The organism is Neorhizobium petrolearium (genome assembly GCF_017873175.1).
In the GTDB taxonomy this organism is placed as follows: Bacteria; Pseudomonadota; Alphaproteobacteria; order Rhizobiales; family Rhizobiaceae; genus Neorhizobium; species Neorhizobium petrolearium.
Genome location: NZ_JAGGJW010000003.1, coordinates 1 through 19074 on the forward strand (window position 1 = coordinate 1; position 19074 = coordinate 19074).

Here is a 19074-nt window from a genome sequence, read left to right on the forward strand (position 1 = left end):
GCCAACCCCGGCAAGATCATCCTCGAAATGATCGAGGTCCAGACCGGCTCCTATCTCGGAGAAGACGACATCATCCGTATAACCGACGAATTCGGGAGGGGCTGAGACGATCGGGGCCTCGGGCGGTTCCGGATCATTGGCACCGATCAGTCGATCTCGTGCCGATGATCCAGATACCACTGAACGAAAGCTCTGACGCCCTCTTCCAGGTTCGTCTCGGGTTTCCTGCCGGTGAGCGCAACAAGCAGATCTGGGCTTGCGAAGGTCCGCGGCACATCGCCTTTCTGCATCGGCAGCATCTTGCGTTTTGCCGGCTTTCCCATGATCCGTTCGATCGTCTCGACGAAGTCGAGGAGGCCGGCCGGCTGGCCACCGCCGATATTGACGATACGGAACGGCCCCTGACTGGAGAGCGTGTCAACCTCGGGGACGCGGTTATCCTCACCGGGATGGATGCGCGACAAATCGACGATCGAATCCACCAGATCATCGATATAGGTGAAATCCCGGCTCATCCTGCCTTCGCCGTAGACCTCGATCTCGCGATCCTCGATCATTGCCTTGACGAACTTGAAGAGCGCCATGTCCGGCCGGCCCCACGGTCCGTAGACGGTGAAGAAGCGGAATGCGGTGGTCGGCACCTTATAGAGATGGGCGTAGCTGTGGGCCATCACCTCCATGGCCTTCTTGCTTGCTGCATAGAACGTGAGCGGCTCATCGGCCTTGTCGGTCTCCCGGAACGGAACCTCCGGATTGGCACCGTAAACCGAAGACGTCGAGGCAAGCATCAGGTGTCCCACACCATAGGTGCGGGCGATTTCCAGGATGTTCCAGGACCCGACAAGATTGGAATCGAGATAGGCCTTGGGATTTTCGAGACTGTAACGCACGCCTGCCTGCGCGGCGAGGTGGACGAGGATATCCGGCTTGAAATCGGCCAAGGATCTTTCCAGCAGCGCCTTGTCTTCCAGCATGCCCATGATGGGGCGGAATGATGGAAACTGCGCCAATCCCGCATTGCGTGCCTCCTTGAGGCGAAGGCTGTAATAGGGAGTCATGCCATCGAAGCCGAGCACTTCGTGCCCTTGTTCAAGCAGGCGCCGCGCCAGATGGAAACCGATGAAGCCTGCCGTTCCGGTGATGAAATAACGCATTGTGAGCCCGCTGCTGCCTGGATGTATCCCAATCCGTTGATTGCCATAGCCTGTCGTCAACGGATTGAACAACCTGTTTTGGTCGAGCAGGCTGAATTTAATGGAAAAGCCGCAATCTTGCCGGCGGGGTTCCCGGCCGGCCGTTCTTGCGGTCGACGGCGAACTGGATCAGGTCCATGGAGGCCTGGTCGGTGAGCGGCTTCGCCATGACGCCGACCGCACCCGAGACCCCGGACGCGACCCGACCTAGATTGCCGGTAATCATGATCACGACGATGTCGTATTCGGCAAGCGCCCTTGCGATCTCGGGACCGGTTTCACCATCGGCAAGGTGTACATCCACGAAGGCGATATCCGTCTCATGCGTATAGTTCAGCGCGCCCGTCATGTCGGGCGCGATGCCGACGACCTCATGCCCACTTCGCTGAATCGCATCCTCGATGTCCATAACCACCAGCGGGCTGTCCTCGACAATCAGGAAACGGTATTCCATGGCCAGATCCTCCCGGCTTCAAGGAGGCAAATAGATTCCGATCGACCATTGGCAATGGGGCCGGCAAACCTGACGTGTTTTTTTGATCGCACCTCTCAAGATGAAGAGGCTGCACGCGGTGCCTGCATCGTACGTCTCACGAGCACGGTATCGACGAAGCGCTCCAAGATGGTGTTGAAAGGCTCCGGCCTCTCCCGAAACAAGGCATGTCCGGCGCCTTCGATCACTTCAACATGATGATCGCGAGCGCGATCCTCGAAGCCGACGACATAGCTTTGGCGGATGAATGGATCGTCCCCGCCATTGACGAGGAACACAGGCACATCGGCATCCAGCACGGCACGGCGCTGATTGTGGCCGTCGCCGCGCAGCATGCTTCGCGAGAAGACTGCCCGCAACCGGCCATCCGTACGGATGAGCCCATTGCGTATGTCGGGTGTCGCGCTCTGGCCGAAACAGATGCTTTCGAAGCGATCGATATCCCGCTCGGACCAGTTCGGCTTCGAGGCCAGCATGAGGTCGAATGACGGGTGAAACCCTCGCAGCATCCCGATCAGGCCCGGCGCGACGGGCGGAGTGCCGGCGATGAGTATCCCCTCCACCGCATGGTTGCGGGCCAGCAGCTCGATCGCGAGGTGACCGCCGAGCGACCAGCCGAATACCGTGAGCCGATGAATGCCCAACCTGCCGAGAACGTCCTCTACCGTCTCGGCAAGGCCGGTCATCGTATAGGCGATGTCAGGGTCAGCCGCATCGTCGGATTCGCCGTGTCCGGGCAGGTCGAGGGCCAGGATACGCGTCTTCTCCAGGAGCCTCGGATCATATTGCCGCTCGAAAACCTTCCGTGAGGAGGAAGAGCCATGCAAGAAGAGCAACGGAAGGCCGGCGCCCTGCGTATCGCTTATTCGGATGCGCCCGTGCCGGGTCGTGATCGTTCGTTCCGCGGCCTTCACGCCGTCATTCCTGACTTCAGATATAACATCGATAAAGTCTGGGGCTTTTTCACAAAGAAAGCTTTAAACTGTGAAGGCGCGCACCAAACTGCCTTGTAACAGGATGAACGGATCGTTAACCTTTGCATCGCTCGCGGGGACAGAGTTATGCAAGGCATTTTGGATACCCTCATTACCATCACCAGTATTACGGTCATCAGCTTTTATACGTGGTCGCTGAAGAACCACTTCACCTCGGTTGCCATGACCTGGAGAGCCCGTCTCATATCCGCGGCGGTGATACTGACGACTTTGCTTTTCCTTTACCTGCAATGGACGGGGACGCAACTGCTCTGGGTGCAGACCGTTGGCCTGATCATCGAGATCGCCGCCGCCGCCCTCTTCTGGTGGGCGATCTGGGCCTCGCGCCAGGCCCGCCTGCGGTTCGCTTTCGATCCCGCCCTGCCCCACGGCATCGTTTCCGATGGCCCCTACCGCTATCTCCGCCATCCCTTCTACAGTTCCTACCTGATGTTCTGGTCCGGATGGGCGCTGGCTTCCTGGTCGTCGATCTGGTCGCCGGTTCCCGTGATCTTCTTCGCGATCGTCTATATCGCCGCGGCGAGGATGGAGGAGCGCAATTTCGAGACCTCGCAGCTTGCCGACGAATACCGGGAATACAAGCGCAGGACGGGATTTTTCATCCCGCGCATCGGCCGGGACTGATTCTCTCCCGACCTGTTTCGTTGACGAATCCTCAAACCAGGACGGCCTGGTCGTGCCGTCCCTCCTGACCGAAGAATTTCAGATAGCGCTCCACCTCGGCCGGATCGCCGGTCGCCTTGCGGGGGTTGTCCGAAAGCTTAACCGCCGGGCGACCATTCGCCTCGCTGACCTTGCATACGACGGAGATCGGCATCAGGCCGGCGATCTCGCGAGGGGCACAGCCGGCAAAGTCGTTCGTGAGGTTGGTGCCCCAGCCGAAGCTCATGCGGGCCCGACCCTCGAAATGCTTGTAGGTGTCGATGATCGCATCGACATCGAGTCCGTCGGAAAAGATCAGCAGCTTGTTTTTCGGATCGCGGCCCATCTTCTTCCACCAGGCAATGATCGTCTCGCCGCCTTCGATCGGTGGAGCACTGTCCGGCCTGAAGCCGGTCCAATCGGCCACCCAATCCGGTGCATCGCGCAGGAAGGCGGCTGTACCAAAAGCATCCGGCAGGACGATGAGCAGGTTACCATGATAAAGCCGGTTCCAGTCCTTCAAAACCTGATAGGGCGCATTGCGCAATTCCTCATCGCTTCTGGCGAGTGCCGCGGCGACCATCGGCAGTTCGTGGGCATTGGTGCCGACCGCTTCGAGGTCGGAATCCATGGCGAGCAGCACATTGCTCGTACCGGTAAAAGCCGGGCCGATGCCCTCCTTCAACGCCTCGACACACCAGCGCTGCCAGAGGAAGCTGTGGCGCCGGCGGGTGCCGAAATCGGAGATGCGCAAGCCTGGAAGTTTCCTCAGCCGCTCGACCTTCTCCCACATCTTGGCCTTCGCCCGCGCGTAGAGCACGTCGAGTGTGAAATAGCCGAACGAGCGCATGGCGGCACGTGAACGCAGCTCGTTGATGATGGCCAGCGCGGGAATTTCCCAGAGCGTCGTCTCCATCCATTTCCCGTAGAAATTCAGCTCATACTGACCGTCACGCTTGGAGAGTTCGTATTCGGGCAGCTTATAGGTGGAGAGCCAGTTCAGGAATTCCGGTTCGAAAATCTGCTTGCGGCCATAGAAGGTGTTACCTGCGAGCCAGATCATCTCCTTCTTGGAAAGGCTCACCGTGCGGGCGTGATCGAGCTGTTCGCGCAGTGCTCCTTCGTCGATCTCCTCGGCCAGTTTGACGCTGGTCGTGCGGTTGATTACGGAGAAGGTCGCGTCGATCTGAGGATAGAGCTTCCAGATCATCTGCAGCATCAGGAGTTTGTAGAAATCCGTATCGATCAAGCTGCGGATGATCGGGTCGAGCTTCCAGGTGTGGTTGTAAACCCTGGTCGCGATATCGGTCTTGGTCGTCATGCTGCCCTTGCCCCGATCTCTGAGAAGACCGGCTCCACCGCCTGAGATGCATTCGGAGGCAACGGCTGATCAACCTCCGGCAGTTTTATCGAAAAAAATGCCGCGGAAGTCCAGAACACAATTCTGGCCGCTAAGATCGCGGCCGAGAGACCTTATCCCGGCTGTCAGTTGTTGGCCGGCGCGTTGCCTGCCGGAGGCATGGATGCCGGCGGATTGGCCGGATCGGCAGAGGGTGCGGCGTCCGGATTTTGCGGCGCCGTGCTGCCCGCAGGTGGCGTTGCTGTCTGTTCAGACGGAGGCGCGGTGGCCTCCCCCCACCATTCGGCGCCGCCCCATGCGAGCATCGCGAGGATGAGGCCTGCAATCAGAACCATCAGGACAGGAAAACCCCTTCGCCCCTGGCGGGCTTCAGTCGGGCTCATCGGTTCCTCTACCGGCGAGCCAATGGGGTTCGGATGCCGCTTCTCGGGGCCTTCTGGATCGGGACGGGTATCCATGAATTCGCTCCTTGTCCGAGCCGGACTAACCCGGCCCATGGACAAGAACGGCTGGCGGATGCGAATGTTCCGGGGTGCTTAGTAGCCGGTCCTGCGGTCCACCACGTGCTGAAGAGGCTGACCCGCTTCATACCGCTCCATCTGGGCCTCGGCATTGCGGAACAGTGCCCGGACATCGGAAGCCGAAGCTGCATGCGGCGTGACGATGACATTTTCCATCGCCCAATAGGGGCTATTGGCCGGCAGAGGCTCCTGCTCGAAAACGTCGAGCGAAGCGCCGCCGAGGATACCTTTCCGGAGTGCCGCGGTAAGATCGGCATCCACCTGGCTGCCGCCACGACCGGCATTGATGAAGACGGGTCTGCCAAGCGCGCCGCCCTGCCGAAGCTTTGCGAAAAGCGACGCATCGAAGATGCTGCGGGTATCCGGCGTCAACGGCAGGAGACCGACGAGAATGTCCGTCTTCGCCAGAAAGGCGTCCAATTCGCCACTGTCGAATGTTTCGATACCTTCGATCATCTTCCTGCTGCGCGACCAGCCGATCACGTCGAAGCCCATGGCCTTCAACTTTTTCACAGAATCGAGGCCAAGCACCCCGAGCCCCATGACCCCCACAGTGAGATCCTTCGCCTCCGGCTGCGAAAGCTCACGCCAGTGCTGTTCGCGCTGCTGTTTCAGATAGGCCGGCACCTGACGAAGGTGGCTCAGGCATTGCAGCACGACCCACTCACTCATCCGAGTGGTCAGGCTCTCGTCGACGAAACGAACGATCGGGATGTCCGGCAGGCTCGGCATGGACAGGATGTGATCGACACCCGCACCGCCCGAAAAGAGGACTTCCAGCTTCGGCGTGCGCTCAAAGAGGTTCGGCGCCGGTTTCCAGATGACTGCGTAACGTGCTTCCGAAAGATCGAGCTCTGGATCCGAGGCATGCAGCACCGTCCGGCCAGGAAAGGCACTGGCGAGTGCGGTATCCACCTCGCGGCGTTCGAACTTCAGATCGATGACGACCGGTTTTTTCGCAGACATGAGCTTACCTTTGACGATTATTGGCTGACGGCGCCGGTCTCGACGGCTTCGAGATTGAAGGCGGCGGCCATCAGCGCACGGGTATAATCCTCCTTCGGCGCACGGAAAATCCGCTCCGACGGCCCTGCCTCCACCACCTTGCCGAGCCGCATGACGATGACATGGTTGGCGAGCGCCTTCACGACTTTGAGGTCGTGACTGATGAAGAGATAGGCGAGATCGTGTTTCTTCTGCAGATCTCGAAGCAGGTCGACCACCTGCGCCTGCACGGTCATGTCCAGCGCCGAAGTGGGTTCATCGAGCATCACGAAACGCGGCTTCAGAACCATGGCGCGGGCGATCGCGATGCGCTGCCGCTGGCCGCCGGAAAATTCGTGCGGATACCGCCAGCGCGTGGCGGGGTCGAGCCCCACTTCCGTCAGCGCCCAGGCGACACGCTCGTCGCGTTCGTCGGCAGAAAGAGCTCGCTCGTGCACCTTCAACCCCTCCGCGATGATATCGCCCACCGACATGCGGGGGCTGAGCGATCCATAGGGGTCCTGGAAGACCACCTGCAGCCGGTCGCGGAACGGCCGCATCTCCTTGAACGAGAACTGATCGATCTGGTTGCCGATGAAGACAATGCGCCCTTGCGAGGAAATAAGGCGGGCAAGCGCCAATCCAAGCGTCGTCTTGCCAGAGCCGGATTCGCCGACGACACCCAGCGTTTCGCCGGCGCGCAGTGTCAGATCGACACCATCCACAGCCTTCACGTGATCGACGACCTTGCGCAACAGCCCTGCCTTGATGGGGAACCAGACGCGGATGTCCTTGCCTTCCATGACCACCGGTTTCGAAGGATCGGTCTGCGGTGGCTCGCCCCTCGGCTCGGAAGCGAGCAGATGGCGCGTATAGGTATGCTGCGGATTGGCGAAAACGTCTTCGACTGCCCCGGTTTCCACGATCTTGCCCTTGGTCATCACGCAGACGCGGTCCGCGAACTTGCGAACGATTCCGAGGTCATGGGTGATGAACAGCATGGACATGCCATGCTCACCCTTGAGACCCCGCAGAAGATCGAGGATCTGCGCCTGTACCGTAACGTCGAGAGCCGTCGTCGGTTCATCTGCGATCAGAAGCTTCGGACGGTTGGCGAGCGCCATGGCGATCATCATGCGCTGCCGCTGTCCGCCGGAAAGCTCGTGCGGATAAGCCTTCAGCCGCTTTTCCGGCTCACGGATGCCGACCTGGTTCAGAAGTTCCAGAATGCGGATGCGGGCCGCTTGCCCGGTGATGCCCTGATGCAGTTGGAGGATTTCGCCGATCTGCTTCTCGATCGCGTGGAGCGGATTGAGCGAGGTCATCGGCTCCTGGAAGATCATGGTAACGTCGTTGCCGCGCACGCGGCGCAATTCAGGCTCGGAAGCCTTGAGCAGATCCCTGCCCTCGAACAGAATCTCGCCCGAAGGATGGCTGGCGGACGGATAGGGCAGCAGTTTCAGGATAGAGTTTGCCGTCACCGACTTGCCGGAACCGGATTCGCCGACCAGGGCTAGGACCTCCCCCGGCCGGATATCGAAGGAAACCCCATCGACGGCAAGGGTAGTGTCTGCGCCCTGATGAAAGGCGACGGAGAGATTGCGGACGGAGAGCAAAGGATCAGTCATCGGCTCACCCGAACGTCTTTCTGGGATCGAAGGCATCGCGCACCGCTTCCCCGATGAAGATCAGCAGTGACAGCATGATCGACATGGTGAAGAAGGCCGTGAAACCCAGCCATGGTGCCTGGAGGTTGTTCTTGCCCTGCGAGATCATTTCCCCAAGCGAAGGCGAACCGGGCGGCAGGCCAAACCCGAGGAAATCCAGCGAGGTCAGCGTCGCGATCGAGCCGGACAGGATGAATGGCAAGAACGTCAGGGTCGCCACCATGGCATTCGGCAAGAGATGCCGGTACATGATCGTCCAGTTGCCGACGCCGAGCGCTCGCGCAGCCCTGACATATTCGAAATTGCGCGCCCTGAGGAATTCGGCACGCACCACGCCGACGAGGCTGACCCACGAGAAGAGCAGCAGGATGCCAAGCAGGATGAAGAAGCCGGGCGGCAGGATCGAGGCAATGATCAGCAGGATGTAGAGAACCGGCATGGCGGACCAGATCTCGATGAAACGCTGCATCAAAAGGTCGGTCCAGCCGCCGAAATAGCCCTGCACCGCGCCGGCAGCGACCCCGACGATCGCCGAACAGATGGTAAGCGCCAGACCGAACAGGACGGAGATGCGGAAGCCATAGATCATGCGGGCGGTGACGTCGCGCGCCTGATCGTCGGTGCCGAGCCAGTTGAGGTTGCCAAGAGTGCAATTCGGGTCTTGATCGCCCTGCGGATAGGCCTTGCAGCGATCACCCTTTTCCATCAGCCAGAAGGGCTTGGTCGGAGCCGAATGCGGGATGTTGGAATTGACCGTTTGGTAAGAATAGCGGATGGGGGGCCAGATCATCCAGCCGTTCGCCTCGATTTCCTGCTGGATATAGTCGGAGCGGTAGTCGGTCGTCGCCAGGAAACCGCCGAACTTTTCCTCCGGATAATCGATAAAGACCGGATAGAGGATTTCGTCCTTGTAGGAGGCGATGATCGGCCGGTCGTTGGCAATGAATTCGGCCAGCAGGCTGAGCACGAAAAGGACCATGAATATCCAGAAGGACCAGAAGCCGCGCTTGTTTGCCCGGAAATTGGCGAGCCGGCGCTTGTTGGTCGGCGACAGGAACGGCCGCTTGCGCGGCGGCGCTACGGGTGTCGTCGCAACGGCGGACGCTTCCATCACACGTCCCTCCGCTCGAAATCGATACGCGGATCGATCCAGGTATAGATGAGGTCGGAAATGAGATTCACCACCAGACCGATCAGCGAGAAGATGTAGAGCGTGCCGAAGACGATCGGGTAATCGCGATTGATGATCGAGAGGTAACCGAGCCTCCCGAGTCCATCCAGCGAGAAGATGTTCTCGATCAGCAGCGAGCCGGTGAAGAAGGCGGAAATAAAAGCCCCGGGAAAGCCGGCAATAACGATCAGCATGGCATTGCGGAATACGTGGCCATAAAGCACCTGCCGCTCATTGAGGCCCTTGGCGCGTGCAGTCGTCACATATTGTTTCTTGATCTCGTCGATGAAGGAATTCTTGGTCAGCAGCGTCGTCGTGGCGAAGGCGGAGAGCGACATGGCGATCAGCGGCAGTGTGAGATGCCAGAAATAGTCGATAATCTTCTCCCACCAGGAGAGTTCGGCGAAATTGTCGGAGACCAAGCCGCGCAGCGGGAACCAGTCGAAGAAGGAGCCGCCGGCGAAAAGCACGATCAGGAGGATGCCGAACAGGAAGCTCGGCACCGCGTAACCGATGATGATGACGCCCGAGGTCCAGACGTCGAAGCTCGAACCGTCCTTTACTGCCTTGCGGATGCCGAGCGGAATCGAGATTACGTAGGAGACGATCAGGATCCAGAAGCCAAGCGAGATAGAAACCGGCATCTTATCGATGATGAGATCGAGAACAGACGTGTTGCGGAAGAAGCTCTCGCCGAAATCGAAACGGATGTAGTTCCACATCATGTCGACGAAGCGCGTCAGCGGCGGCTTGTCGAAACCGAATTGCTGTTCGAGCTTCTTGATGAATTCCGGATCGAGGCCCTGGGCGCCGCGATAGCGGCTTTCTTCACCACCGCCCTGGACCGCAAGATCGTTGCTGCCGCCGGAAAGCCGGTCGCCGGTATCCTGGCCCTGGATCTGGGCAATGATCTGCTCGACAGGGCCGCCGGGCGCGAACTGCACGACGAGAAAGGAAATCGCCATGATGCCGACAATGGTCGGGATCATCAGCAGGAGACGGCGGAGGATGTAGGCGCCCATCAGAATTCCCTGCCCGGCACAACGAGCATTGCCTCACCGCGTATCTCAGCGCAAATCAAATGGCTTTCCCTCGTTTTCTCTTGCGAATCATCGGGCTCATTTGGAACAGTTGCCGAAGGCCCGCGCAAGCCCGCGCTCCATCCTTCACTTCCCAGCGGTTTTGGACCACCAGATATCGGGAAAGCCGATGCCGTATTCCGGCAGCTTTTCCGGATGCGTTATGCGGTCCCAATAGGCAATCTTCGCCTCACCGGAGTAAAAGAGCGGAATGACATAGTGGTTGGCCAGGAGTACCCGGTCCATCGCCTTGACGGCGGCAACCTGTTCTTCCCGATCGGTCGTGAAGACGATCTTGCGGATCAACGCGTCGATCGCCGGATCGGCAATGCCCGCATAATTGCGCGAGCCCTGACGATCCACTGATTCAGAACCCCAATATTCCGACTGTTCATTGCCGGGATTCATGGTCTGCGCCCAAATGCCCCATATCATGTCGTAGTCGAAGCTCCTGACGCGATTGATATATTGCGAGGCATCGACCGTGCGGATGCGGGCCTCGACACCAATCTTCTTCAGGCTGGCTACGTACGGGTTGACGGATCGCTCGAACGACGGGCTGTTGAGCAGTATCTCGAAGCTCATCGGTCGGCCGGTCTTCACATTGACCATGCGATTGCCCTTCAGTTCCCAGCCGGCCTCCTTGAATAGGTTGACGGCGGTGCGGAGGTTGTCGCGCACCTTGTTCGGATCGCCGCCGACGGGATTGGTATAGGGCGTGGTGAAGACTTCCGGCGGAACCTTGTCTTTCAGCTCCTGCAGGATCGCCAGTTCGCGGCCTTGTGGCAGACCCGAGGAGGCGAGTTCGGTGCCCCAGAAGAAGCTATCGACGCGTTTCAGGCCACCATAAGCGAGGTTTTTATTCATATCCTCGAAGTCGAAGGCGTAATTCAGCGCTTCGCGTACCCGCTCGTCCTTGAAGATTTCGCGGCGCATGTTCGGCACCATCGCCTGCATGACGCCAGTGGCCTTGAAAGGATTGGTCAGCGCCTCCTTCGTGACCCGTCCGTCCTTCACCGCGTCGAAATCATAACGGGTCGCCCAGCGGCTCGAACTGTTCTCCTGGCGGTAATCGATCGTGCCGGCGCGGAAGGCTTCGAATTCCACGTCGGCGTCGGCGAAATAGGTGTAGCTGACCGTCCGGAAATTGTACTGGCCGATATTGATCGGCAGGTTCTTGCCCCAGTAATCATCCCGCAACTCATAGCGGATGGTCGAGCCGGGCTGGACCGATGCAATCTTGTAAGGCCCCGATCCCATCGGCGGCTCGAGCGTGGTGCGGGAAATATCGCGCTGCTTGCCCTGCGCATCCTTGCCCTCCCACCAGTGCTTCGGCAAAACCGGAAAATCGCCGACGATGGAGGGCAGTTCGCGGTTGTTCTTTTCGTCGAAACGGAAGGTCACCTCGCGCTCGCCGGTCTTTTCCACGCCGGTGACGTGGCGGTAATAGCCGGAATAAAAGGCACTATGCTCCTTCAGCTTCTCCATGCTGAAGATCACGTCTTCGGGCGTGACCGGCTGGCCATCCGCCCATTTCGCCTCCTGCCTCAGCCGGAAGGTGACCGAAGACATGTCGTCCGGATAGGACACAGCCTCGGCCAGAAGACCATAGGTACCGAAAACCTCGTCCTCTGACCGCTTCATGAGCGTGTCGTAAATTATGCCGGCGCCCGCAGCCACTGTGCCACGGTCGATCACGGGATTGAGGTTGTCGAAAGTGCCTTCATCGCCGAGGCGCAATTCGCCGGCCTTCGGCGCATTCGCGTCGACATAGGGGAGTTGCTTAAAGTCTTCCGGCAGTTCCAGGTCGCCGATGACAGCCATGCCGTGACGCCATTTCGGTTCCTGGGCCGCCGTTGCCGATGCCGATGCCACAAGAACAGTCGTCGCGAGAACGACTGCAAAACCCATCTTCAGCCGGGCGAAGATCATCCATAACCCCTTATTGGTTTGTTTGTTGCCGTGAAGCATAGGGCAAAAGCAGGCAAAAAACAGGAGTTGACCACTCACAACCGTTTTATCCGCCAGGGAAATCGCGTGAAATTGCCGCTTCCGGCTTGATCTCCATTTCACCAAAATCTTGTTTCACGGTAGATTCAAAGCCATCGGGTGATTTGCGGCGGACGGGCATGACTTTGATTTCGAGGACAATTTTGCGGCTGACCATGGCCGCTTTCCTTTGCGGTACATTCACGGGGGCCACGATGGCTCAGGAAGCGACACCGGCAAAGCAGCTTTTCGGCGCCGCGAAGCTTCCAAGCGCCGCCGACGCCGAGCCGCTCGGTTTCTACGCCAAGGGCTGCATGTCCGGCGCAGTTGCGCTGCCCACCGACGGCCCGACCTGGCAGGCGATGCGCCTTTCGCGCAACCGCCGCTGGGGCAATCCGGAAATGATCGCGCTTCTGGAGCAATTCTCCCGCGATGCCGCTAAGCTCGGCTGGGGATCGGGCATCCTCGTCGGCGACATTTCGCAGCCCCGCGGCGGCCCCATGCTTTCCGGCCATTCCTCGCACCAAATCGGCCTCGATGCGGATGTCTGGTTCACCCCTAAGCCGGCGCAGCCGCTTTCGCCGCAGGAGCGCGAAAGCATGCCCTTCACCTCCATGCTCGACAAGAGCAAGTTCCTCACCGTCGATCCGAAGAAATGGACGAACACTCATGCGCGGGTGATCATGCAGGCGGCTAGCTATCCGCAGGTGGAACGCGTCTTCGTCAACCCGGCGATCAAGAAGAAGCTCTGCGAGACCTGGACCGGCGATCGGAGCCTGCTTGGCAAGGTGCGGCCGATCTACGGCCACGACGAACATTTCCACATCCGTATCTCCTGCCCGCCGGGTTCCGCGAGCTGCCGGAAGCAGGCTGCGGTGCCGAAGGACGACGACTGCAACAGCAAGGCGTTTGCCTGGTGGTTCACCAAGGAGCCATGGGCGCCGCCGAAGCCTGATCCGAACAAGAAGCCCATCAAACCGCGCCCGGTCACCCTGTCCGACCTTCCGAAAGCCTGCGCGGCCGTGCTTGCCTCCTCCTCCCGTTCCGAAGACGAAGCGACCTTCGGCGGCAGCGCCATGGCCTACACCGATCGGCCGGCGGCACCCTCGCCCGTGAAAAACATCGAGGCGATTATCAACGATCCGCCCGTCGCCGCCGCCAATGTGCCGATTCCTGTGCCGCGCCCGCTACAATAATCATCGAACGGGCCGGCGGTTGAAAGCGCCGGCCCCTCCTCCACCTTCCCAAGGATGAGCTGGCGCGCTAGAACGCGTTGCAAATCGATTGAATGTCGCTTTCGGGAAGGATACCCTCATGTCGGCCACAGCCTGCATCGCACTGATCGCGCACGATCAGAAGAAGGACGACATGGCCGATTTTGCCCGCCATCATCAGGACGCGCTCGCCCGTTTCCGCATCGTCGCGACCGGCACGACGGGCGGGCGGGTCCAGGACGCCTGCCCGGAGCTTGAGGTCACCAGGCTGAAGAGCGGCCCGCTCGGCGGCGATCAGCAGATCGGCGCGATGATCGCCACCGGCGAGGTCGATATGCTGATCTTCTTCATCGATCCCTTGAGCGCGCTGCCCCATGACGTCGACGTGAAGGCGCTGACGCGACTTGCGACCGTCTACGATATACCCATGGCACTCAACCGTGCTACAGCCGAAAAACTCATCGACTTTCAGAAGGACTGAGCTCCCCGATGGCCGATAGCATGAAGACCGACAAACTGCCCTTTCCGATCCTGATCGGCGATATCGGAGGGACGAACGCCCGCTTTTCGATCCTGATCGACGCCTATGCCGAGCCGAAGCCCTTCCCGCATGTCCGCACCGCCGATTATGCCACGATCGATGACGCGATCCAGACGGTCGTGCTGGACAAGACTTCGGTGCAGCCGCGTTCGGCAATCCTTGCCGTTGCCGGGCCAATCGACGGTGACGAGATCGACCTGACCAATTGCGACTGGATCGTCCGCCCGAAGATGATGATCGCCAATCTCGGCTTCGAGGACGTGCTGGTCGTCAACGACTTCGAGGCGCAGGCGCTCGCGATTGCGGCACTGCCGGAGGAATATCGCGAAGCGCTAGGCCCCCATGACGAGCCGCATCTCGCCTCCCGCGTCGTGCTAGGCCCCGGAACAGGGCTCGGCGTCGCAGGCCTCGTCTACGCCCGGCACATGTGGTTTCCGGTTCCCGGCGAGGGAGGGCATGTGGATGTCGGGCCCCGTTCCGAGCGTGATTTCGAAATCTTTCCGCATCTCAGGAGGATCGAAGGCCGCGTTTCCGCCGAAGAGATATTGAGTGGACGCGGCGTCGTGAACATCTATCAAGCTGTCTGTGCGGCAGATGGGCTAGAGCCGGCGTTTTCCGATCCGGCCGACATCACGGCGCATGGCCTCAACGGCGCGAACCCGCAGGCGATCGAAACGCTTGCGCTTTTTGCCACCTATCTCGGCCGCGTGGCGGGCGACATGGCGCTCATCTTCATGGCCCGCGGCGGCGTCTATCTCGCCGGCGGCATCTCGCAGAAGATCATCCCGGCGCTGAAAGGCCCGGAATTCCGCACAGCATTCGAGGACAAGGCACCGCATACCGAGCTGATGTGCACGATCCCGACCTTCGTGGTCACCCATCCGCAGGCGGCTCTCGCCGGGCTTGCAAGCTTTGCCCGCACGCCCTCCACCTATGGGATCTCCATGGATGGCCGCCGCTGGCTACGCTGATCCGACCATGCCGGAATGCAACAGCACACTCGAATCTGGGACCTGCCGCTTTCAAAAGCGTTCCTGAGCGTTTAATACGCCCCGCACGGATATCGCATCTTTAAAGCCGGTACGGGAAAACCTTTGAAAGCTGCCAAGGACAAAAGACACCATATCGACTCGGGCACAGCCGCCAGCGTTCTAAAACGCGTCATCGCTGAGAATGGCAAGGACCACGTCCGTGGCTACATCTTTGCGATTCTGTGTCTCGTGGCGATGTCGCTTTCCACCGCTTTCACCGCCTGGATCATGGAGTCGGTCGTCAACGAGGCCTTCGCCAACAAGCGAGCCGATATCGTATGGTGGATCTGCGGCTCGATTTTCCTGGCGTTTCTGCTTCGCGGCTTTGCGACTTATGGTCAGGCCGTTACTCTCTCGAAAATCGGCAACAACATCGTCGCCAGATATCAGCAGCGCATTTATAGACACCTCATGGCGCTCTCGGTCGGCTTTTTCGCCGAAAAGCGCTCGGCCCAGCTTGCAGCTCAGCTCAACCAGAATATCTCCGGCATCCGTGACGTGCTGAACCTGACGGTCACGTCCACGGCGCGCGACCTGCTAACGCTCATCGCCTTGATCGCTGTCATGGTTTCCAAGGATTGGGTTCTGTCGCTGATCGTGTTCGCCGTTGCTCCGCCGCTTCTTTATGCCCTGCGCTATGTTTCACGACGCCTTCGCGCAGCAACGCGGGAGTCGGTGGAAGTCAACAGCCAAGTGCTCGGCGCCATGCAGGAGACAATCCAGGGAATTACCGTCGTCAAGGCGTTTACCATGGAGGATGAGCTCAACCGCAAGGTCAATCGCATCATCGACACGGCGGAACGTCGCAGCAACCGCATAGCCCGGCTTTCGGAGCGCACCTCACCGTTGACCGAGACTTTTGCAGGCCTCGCTATTTCCAGCGTAGTCGCCTATGCGGCCTTCCGCTCGATCTATGACAATATCCCGCCCGGAGCTTTCTTCGCCTTTGTCGCTGCGCTCCTGATGGCCTACGACCCGGCCCGGCGACTTGCCAAAATGCAAGTCCAGATCGAGCGCGCGGTTGTAAACGCCCGAATGATCTATGATTTGCTCGACATGCAACCGCACCAGCGGGAAAAGCCGGGCGCCGGGGATCTCGTCGTTAAGGATGCCCGCGTCGAACTGCAGGGCGTCACCTTCTCCTATGCCAATGGCGGCCCGATTCTTCAGGGTGTCGATATCGTCGCCGAGGGTGGAAAGACGACCGCGCTGGTCGGTCAATCGGGAGCAGGCAAATCGACGATCATCAACCTCATCCCGCGCTTCTACGATCCGACGGAAGGTCGCATCCTGATCGACGGGCAGGACATCGCGGACGTCACCAGGCAATCGCTACGCCGCCAGCTCGCCTATGTCTCGCAACAGCCCTATCTCTTCGAGGGCTCGATCCGCGACAACATCCGCTACGGTCGGCCGGATGCGACCGATCAGGAAGTCGAGGAAGCCGCGCGGCTTGCCTATGCGCATGACTTCATCCTCGCGCAGCCCATGGGCTATGAAACGCCGGTCGGCGAAAATGGCATGACGCTTTCCGGCGGCCAGCGGCAACGCCTTTCGATCGCCCGGGCACTGGTGCGCAATGCGCCGATCCTGCTTCTCGACGAGGCCACATCCGCGCTCGACAACGAATCCGAAGCGGCCGTCCAGAAAGCGCTCGACACGGCCATGCGCGGCCGCACCGTGATTGTCATCGCCCATCGTCTTTCGACCGTTGTCAAGGCCGACAAGATCATCGTCATGCATGAAGGCCGCGTCGTGGAGGAAGGCACCCACGATGTGCTTGCACAGCGCAAGGACGGTCTTTACGCTCGGCTCAACAATTTACAATCGCCTGAAAAGCGCATCTGACGAAACTAGGGACGACGTCGCACATGGCCGTAAATGACATGAGACTGGTGGTGGTCGGCGCGGCGGGCCGGATGGGCCAAGCCCTGATTCGGGTTATCCATGAAACCGAGGGCGTGACGCTGCATGCGGCGGTGGGACGCGAAGGGTCGGCTTTCATCGGCAAGGACGCCGGTGAGATCGCGGGTGTCGGCCCGCTCGGCGTGCCCGTCAGCACCGATCCGCTGCAGGCCTTTCTCGATGCCGAAGGCGTGCTCGATTTCACCACCCCGGCAACAAGCGTCACATTCGCCGGCCTCGCCGCCCAGGCCCGTATCGTCCATATCATCGGCACGACCGGCTGCTTGATCGAGGACGAGGAGAAATTCAAGGCCGCCGCCCGTCACGCGCGCGTCGTCAAGTCCGGCAACATGAGCCTCGGGGTCAACCTGCTCGGCGTGCTTACCGAACAGGCGGCGAGAGCCCTTCCCGCAACGGGATGGGATATCGAGGTTATGGAAATGCATCACAAGCACAAGGTCGATGCACCGTCCGGAACGGCGCTGCTGCTCGGCGAAGCGGCAGCAAAGGGGCGCGGGATCGATCTGGCAAGCCAGTCCGTCAGGGTTCGCGATGGCCATACGGGCCCACGCCCTGTCGGCACGATCGGCTTTGCGACGCTTCGCGGCGGTTCGGTCGTCGGCGACCATTCCGTCATCCTTGCCGGCGAAGGCGAACTCGTCACGCTCTCGCACAGCGCGCGCGACCGCTCCATCTTCGCGCGCGGCGCGGTTGCGGCGGCGCTCTGGGCGCGCGACAAGAAGCCCGGCTTTTATTCCATGCTCGACGTGCTCGGGCTTTCCCGCTGAACTTTCCGGAGGATTTCTTTTCATGAGCGGCACCCTCGTCCTTGTCCGTCACGGCCAGAGCGACTGGAATCTCAAAAACCTGTTCACCGGCTGGCGTGACGTCGATCTCACCCCGCTCGGCATCCAGGAAGCCGAGACGGGCGGGCAGGCGCTCGCCGACACCGGCATCAAGTTCGACGTCGCCTTCACGTCGGCGCTGAAGCGCGCCCAGGAAACCTGCCGCATCGTGCTTGAAAAGGTCGGCCAGCCGAACCTCGAAACGATCCGCGACCAGGCGCTCAACGAACGCGACTACGGCGATCTTTCCGGCCTCAACAAGGATGACGCCCGCGCCAAATGGGGCGAGGAACAGGTGCATGTCTGGCGCCGCTCCTATGACGTGCCGCCGCCGGGCGGCGAGAGCCTGCGCGACACCGGCGCCCGCGTCTGGCCCTATTACATGACGGAGATCCTGCCGCGCGTACTGCGAGGTGAGACGGTTCTCGTCGCAGCACACGGCAATTCGCTGCGTGCGCTGGTAATGGTGCTCGATCGGCTCAGCAAGGAAGAGATCCTGAAGCTCAACCTCGCGACCGGCGTGCCGATGGTCTACAAGCTCAACCCCGACTCTACAGTCGCCTCCAAGCAGGTTCTCGGCGACATGTCCGGCGCGCACTGACATCGAGCGCCGCTTCTTCTATTCTGGATGCCGGCCTTTGTTTCGTACAGGGGCCGGCGTTGTCAATTCGCGATCGTGAACTGGACCATATCCGCCGGAAAACGGCTGACGGCATACTGCACGGGCACTCCGTCCGGATCGACGTTCAACGCCCGGGCGACAAGGATGATGGCTCCCGGCGACAATTGCAGGTCGGCAAGGTCTGCCCCATCCGCATGGGTTGCGGTGATCTCCGTCGAAAAGCGCCAGTAATCGGAAAGGCCGAGTGCCTGAAAGGCCGCAGTGATCGAACCACTGGCCTCATAAGCCTCCTTCATTCCGGCAAAACGGCCGGCGGGGAACCAGTTGGTCGAGCGCGAGACCGGTCGCCGGTCGGCCTTTCTCAGCGTTTCCAGCCGGATGACCGGAGCACCCTCGGCAATGCGCAGGCTTGAGGCAAGAGCGGCCGGTGCCGGCTCCTCCGCCGAACTCAGAAGCAAGCCTTCTTTTTTCCGCGCCTGATCGCCGATCCCCTCTGTGAAACGGGTACGCTGCGAGATCGGGAAATTCAAACGCTCCTTACGCTCGATCAGCGTGCCGCGTCCCTGCATGGCACGGACGATGCCCTCCTGGGCCAGCGCCGCAAGAGCGCTCCTCACCGTATGGCGGTTTACGCCGAACTGGGCGGCCAGCACCATCTCGGGCGGCACCATCCCGGTCGCGTCGTATTCACCGTTGGCGATCGAAGCCCGGATGCGGTCGGCGATCTGCCGCCAGAGCGCCACGCCATTCTGCCGTTGGACGTTTATCTGTCCCACATCCATGTCACACGCTTGTTATATCCGAGAGTTATGAATAATATGA

General features: G+C 60.4%; 20 protein-coding genes. 8 read left to right on the forward strand and 12 right to left on the reverse strand.

What is annotated here, in order from left to right; genetic code table 11:
* On the forward strand, positions 1 to 105 hold a 105-nt coding region (locus tag J2046_RS06215), incomplete at its 5' end, for a hypothetical protein (protein WP_210050852.1).
* A 41-nt stretch (positions 106 to 146) separates the two neighbouring features.
* On the opposite strand, the gene J2046_RS06220 is transcribed toward J2046_RS06215, so the two are convergent.
* The 3 genes from J2046_RS06220 to J2046_RS06230 all read right to left on the reverse strand — a co-directional run bounded on the left by J2046_RS06220 (position 147) and on the right by J2046_RS06230 (position 2600).
* On the reverse strand, positions 147 to 1154 hold the full coding sequence (locus tag J2046_RS06220; protein WP_210050328.1) for an NAD-dependent epimerase/dehydratase family protein: 1008 nt from the start codon (positions 1152 to 1154) through the stop codon (positions 147 to 149).
* A 97-nt stretch (positions 1155 to 1251) separates the two neighbouring features.
* Complete coding sequence (locus J2046_RS06225; protein WP_210050329.1) at positions 1252 to 1647, reverse strand: response regulator; 396 nt, start codon at positions 1645 to 1647, stop codon at positions 1252 to 1254.
* 95 nt (positions 1648 to 1742) lie between these two features.
* Positions 1743 to 2600, reverse strand: coding sequence for an alpha/beta fold hydrolase (locus J2046_RS06230; protein ID WP_210050330.1), 858 nt, complete (start codon positions 2598 to 2600; stop codon positions 1743 to 1745).
* A 147-nt stretch (positions 2601 to 2747) separates the two neighbouring features.
* Here J2046_RS06230 and J2046_RS06235 point away from each other — a divergent pair, with 147 nt between their 5' ends.
* Positions 2748 to 3305: a methyltransferase family protein gene (locus tag J2046_RS06235; RefSeq protein ID WP_210050331.1), complete on the forward strand. Its 558-nt coding sequence runs from the start codon at positions 2748 to 2750 to the stop codon at positions 3303 to 3305.
* A gap of 31 nt (positions 3306 to 3336) precedes the next feature.
* Here J2046_RS06235 and pncB read toward each other — a convergent pair whose 3' ends face one another.
* The 8 genes from pncB to J2046_RS06275 all read right to left on the reverse strand — a co-directional run bounded on the left by pncB (position 3337) and on the right by J2046_RS06275 (position 12272).
* Positions 3337 to 4644 carry a nicotinate phosphoribosyltransferase gene (pncB, locus tag J2046_RS06240; protein WP_210050332.1) on the reverse strand — a complete coding sequence of 436 codons (1308 nt, stop codon included), beginning with the start codon at positions 4642 to 4644 and terminating at the stop codon, positions 3337 to 3339.
* Positions 4645 to 4808: 164 nt separating this feature from the next.
* Positions 4809 to 5141 carry a hypothetical protein gene (locus J2046_RS06245; RefSeq protein WP_210050884.1) on the reverse strand — a complete coding sequence of 111 codons (333 nt, stop codon included), beginning with the start codon at positions 5139 to 5141 and terminating at the stop codon, positions 4809 to 4811.
* 78 nt (positions 5142 to 5219) lie between these two features.
* The gene (locus J2046_RS06250; protein WP_210050334.1) at positions 5220 to 6170 is read right to left on the reverse strand and encodes a 2-hydroxyacid dehydrogenase; all 951 of its coding nucleotides are present in this window, start codon (positions 6168 to 6170) and stop codon (positions 5220 to 5222) included.
* Positions 6171 to 6187: 17 nt separating this feature from the next.
* Positions 6188 to 7816, reverse strand: a complete 1629-nt coding sequence (locus J2046_RS06255; RefSeq protein WP_210050335.1) for an ABC transporter ATP-binding protein — start codon at positions 7814 to 7816, stop codon at positions 6188 to 6190.
* Between the two features lie 4 nt (positions 7817 to 7820).
* Positions 7821 to 8966, reverse strand: coding sequence for an ABC transporter permease (locus J2046_RS06260; RefSeq protein ID WP_210050337.1), 1146 nt, complete (start codon positions 8964 to 8966; stop codon positions 7821 to 7823).
* Positions 8966 to 10048 (reverse strand): microcin C ABC transporter permease YejB, encoded by a 1083-nt coding sequence (locus J2046_RS06265; protein WP_210050338.1) that lies wholly within the window; start codon positions 10046 to 10048, stop codon positions 8966 to 8968. The genes J2046_RS06260 and J2046_RS06265 overlap by 1 nt, the downstream gene beginning before the upstream one ends.
* Before the next feature lie 144 nt (positions 10049 to 10192).
* On the reverse strand, positions 10193 to 12037 hold the full coding sequence (locus J2046_RS06270; protein WP_210050340.1) for an extracellular solute-binding protein: 1845 nt from the start codon (positions 12035 to 12037) through the stop codon (positions 10193 to 10195).
* Positions 12038 to 12122: 85 nt separating this feature from the next.
* A complete protein-coding gene (locus J2046_RS06275) occupies positions 12123 to 12272 on the reverse strand; it encodes a hypothetical protein (protein WP_210050885.1) in 150 nt (49 codons plus the stop codon).
* On the opposite strand from J2046_RS06275, the gene mepA reads away from it, so the two are divergent.
* The 6 genes from mepA to J2046_RS06305 all read left to right on the forward strand — a co-directional run bounded on the left by mepA (position 12271) and on the right by J2046_RS06305 (position 18231).
* A complete protein-coding gene (gene mepA / locus J2046_RS06280; RefSeq protein ID WP_233469600.1) occupies positions 12271 to 13290 on the forward strand; it encodes a penicillin-insensitive murein endopeptidase in 1020 nt (339 codons plus the stop codon). The genes J2046_RS06275 and mepA overlap by 2 nt on opposite strands.
* Positions 13291 to 13408: 118 nt before the next feature.
* Positions 13409 to 13789: a methylglyoxal synthase gene (locus tag J2046_RS06285; protein ID WP_037151501.1), complete on the forward strand. Its 381-nt coding sequence runs from the start codon at positions 13409 to 13411 to the stop codon at positions 13787 to 13789.
* Positions 13790 to 13797: 8 nt separating this feature from the next.
* Positions 13798 to 14820 carry a glucokinase gene (locus J2046_RS06290; RefSeq protein WP_210050342.1) on the forward strand — a complete coding sequence of 341 codons (1023 nt, stop codon included), beginning with the start codon at positions 13798 to 13800 and terminating at the stop codon, positions 14818 to 14820.
* Positions 14821 to 14943: 123 nt separating this feature from the next.
* Positions 14944 to 16728 (forward strand): ABC transporter ATP-binding protein, encoded by a 1785-nt coding sequence (locus J2046_RS06295; protein ID WP_210050343.1) that lies wholly within the window; start codon positions 14944 to 14946, stop codon positions 16726 to 16728.
* A gap of 23 nt (positions 16729 to 16751) precedes the next feature.
* Positions 16752 to 17573, forward strand: a complete 822-nt coding sequence (dapB, locus tag J2046_RS06300; protein ID WP_210050344.1) for a 4-hydroxy-tetrahydrodipicolinate reductase — start codon at positions 16752 to 16754, stop codon at positions 17571 to 17573.
* A 22-nt stretch (positions 17574 to 17595) separates the two neighbouring features.
* Entirely contained in the window at positions 17596 to 18231 is a 636-nt protein-coding gene (locus J2046_RS06305) for a 2,3-bisphosphoglycerate-dependent phosphoglycerate mutase (protein WP_210050345.1), read from the forward strand.
* A 62-nt stretch (positions 18232 to 18293) separates the two neighbouring features.
* Here the strand turns inward: J2046_RS06305 and phnF are convergent, their stop codons facing one another.
* On the reverse strand, positions 18294 to 19034 hold the full coding sequence (gene phnF / locus J2046_RS06310; protein WP_210050346.1) for a phosphonate metabolism transcriptional regulator PhnF: 741 nt from the start codon (positions 19032 to 19034) through the stop codon (positions 18294 to 18296).
* Between the last annotated feature and the right edge of the window lie 40 nt (positions 19035 to 19074).

What these genes read in the sequence shown, in the direction of transcription:
- J2046_RS06270 (WP_210050340.1), bottom strand. Translation starts at nt 12,037, where the DNA reads ATGATCTTCGCCCGGCTGAAGATGGGTTTTGCAGTCGTTCTCGCGACG.
- dapB (WP_210050344.1), top strand. Translation starts at nt 16,752, where the DNA reads ATGGCCGTAAATGACATGAGACTGGTGGTGGTCGGCGCGGCGGGCCGG.
- J2046_RS06260 (WP_210050337.1), bottom strand. Translation starts at nt 8,966, where the DNA reads ATGGAAGCGTCCGCCGTTGCGACGACACCCGTAGCGCCGCCGCGCAAG.
- mepA (WP_233469600.1), top strand. Translation starts at nt 12,271, where the DNA reads ATGGCCGCTTTCCTTTGCGGTACATTCACGGGGGCCACGATGGCTCAG.
- J2046_RS06235 (WP_210050331.1), top strand. Translation starts at nt 2,748, where the DNA reads ATGCAAGGCATTTTGGATACCCTCATTACCATCACCAGTATTACGGTC.
- J2046_RS06290 (WP_210050342.1), top strand. Translation starts at nt 13,798, where the DNA reads ATGGCCGATAGCATGAAGACCGACAAACTGCCCTTTCCGATCCTGATC.
- J2046_RS06305 (WP_210050345.1), top strand. Translation starts at nt 17,596, where the DNA reads ATGAGCGGCACCCTCGTCCTTGTCCGTCACGGCCAGAGCGACTGGAAT.
- J2046_RS06275 (WP_210050885.1), bottom strand. Translation starts at nt 12,272, where the DNA reads ATGGTCAGCCGCAAAATTGTCCTCGAAATCAAAGTCATGCCCGTCCGC.
- J2046_RS06225 (WP_210050329.1), bottom strand. Translation starts at nt 1,647, where the DNA reads ATGGAATACCGTTTCCTGATTGTCGAGGACAGCCCGCTGGTGGTTATG.
- J2046_RS06220 (WP_210050328.1), bottom strand. Translation starts at nt 1,154, where the DNA reads ATGCGTTATTTCATCACCGGAACGGCAGGCTTCATCGGTTTCCATCTG.
- pncB (WP_210050332.1), bottom strand. Translation starts at nt 4,644, where the DNA reads ATGACGACCAAGACCGATATCGCGACCAGGGTTTACAACCACACCTGG.
- J2046_RS06255 (WP_210050335.1), bottom strand. Translation starts at nt 7,816, where the DNA reads ATGACTGATCCTTTGCTCTCCGTCCGCAATCTCTCCGTCGCCTTTCAT.
- J2046_RS06285 (WP_037151501.1), top strand. Translation starts at nt 13,409, where the DNA reads ATGTCGGCCACAGCCTGCATCGCACTGATCGCGCACGATCAGAAGAAG.
- J2046_RS06265 (WP_210050338.1), bottom strand. Translation starts at nt 10,048, where the DNA reads ATGGGCGCCTACATCCTCCGCCGTCTCCTGCTGATGATCCCGACCATT.
- phnF (WP_210050346.1), bottom strand. Translation starts at nt 19,034, where the DNA reads ATGGATGTGGGACAGATAAACGTCCAACGGCAGAATGGCGTGGCGCTC.
- J2046_RS06250 (WP_210050334.1), bottom strand. Translation starts at nt 6,170, where the DNA reads ATGTCTGCGAAAAAACCGGTCGTCATCGATCTGAAGTTCGAACGCCGC.
- J2046_RS06245 (WP_210050884.1), bottom strand. Translation starts at nt 5,141, where the DNA reads ATGGATACCCGTCCCGATCCAGAAGGCCCCGAGAAGCGGCATCCGAAC.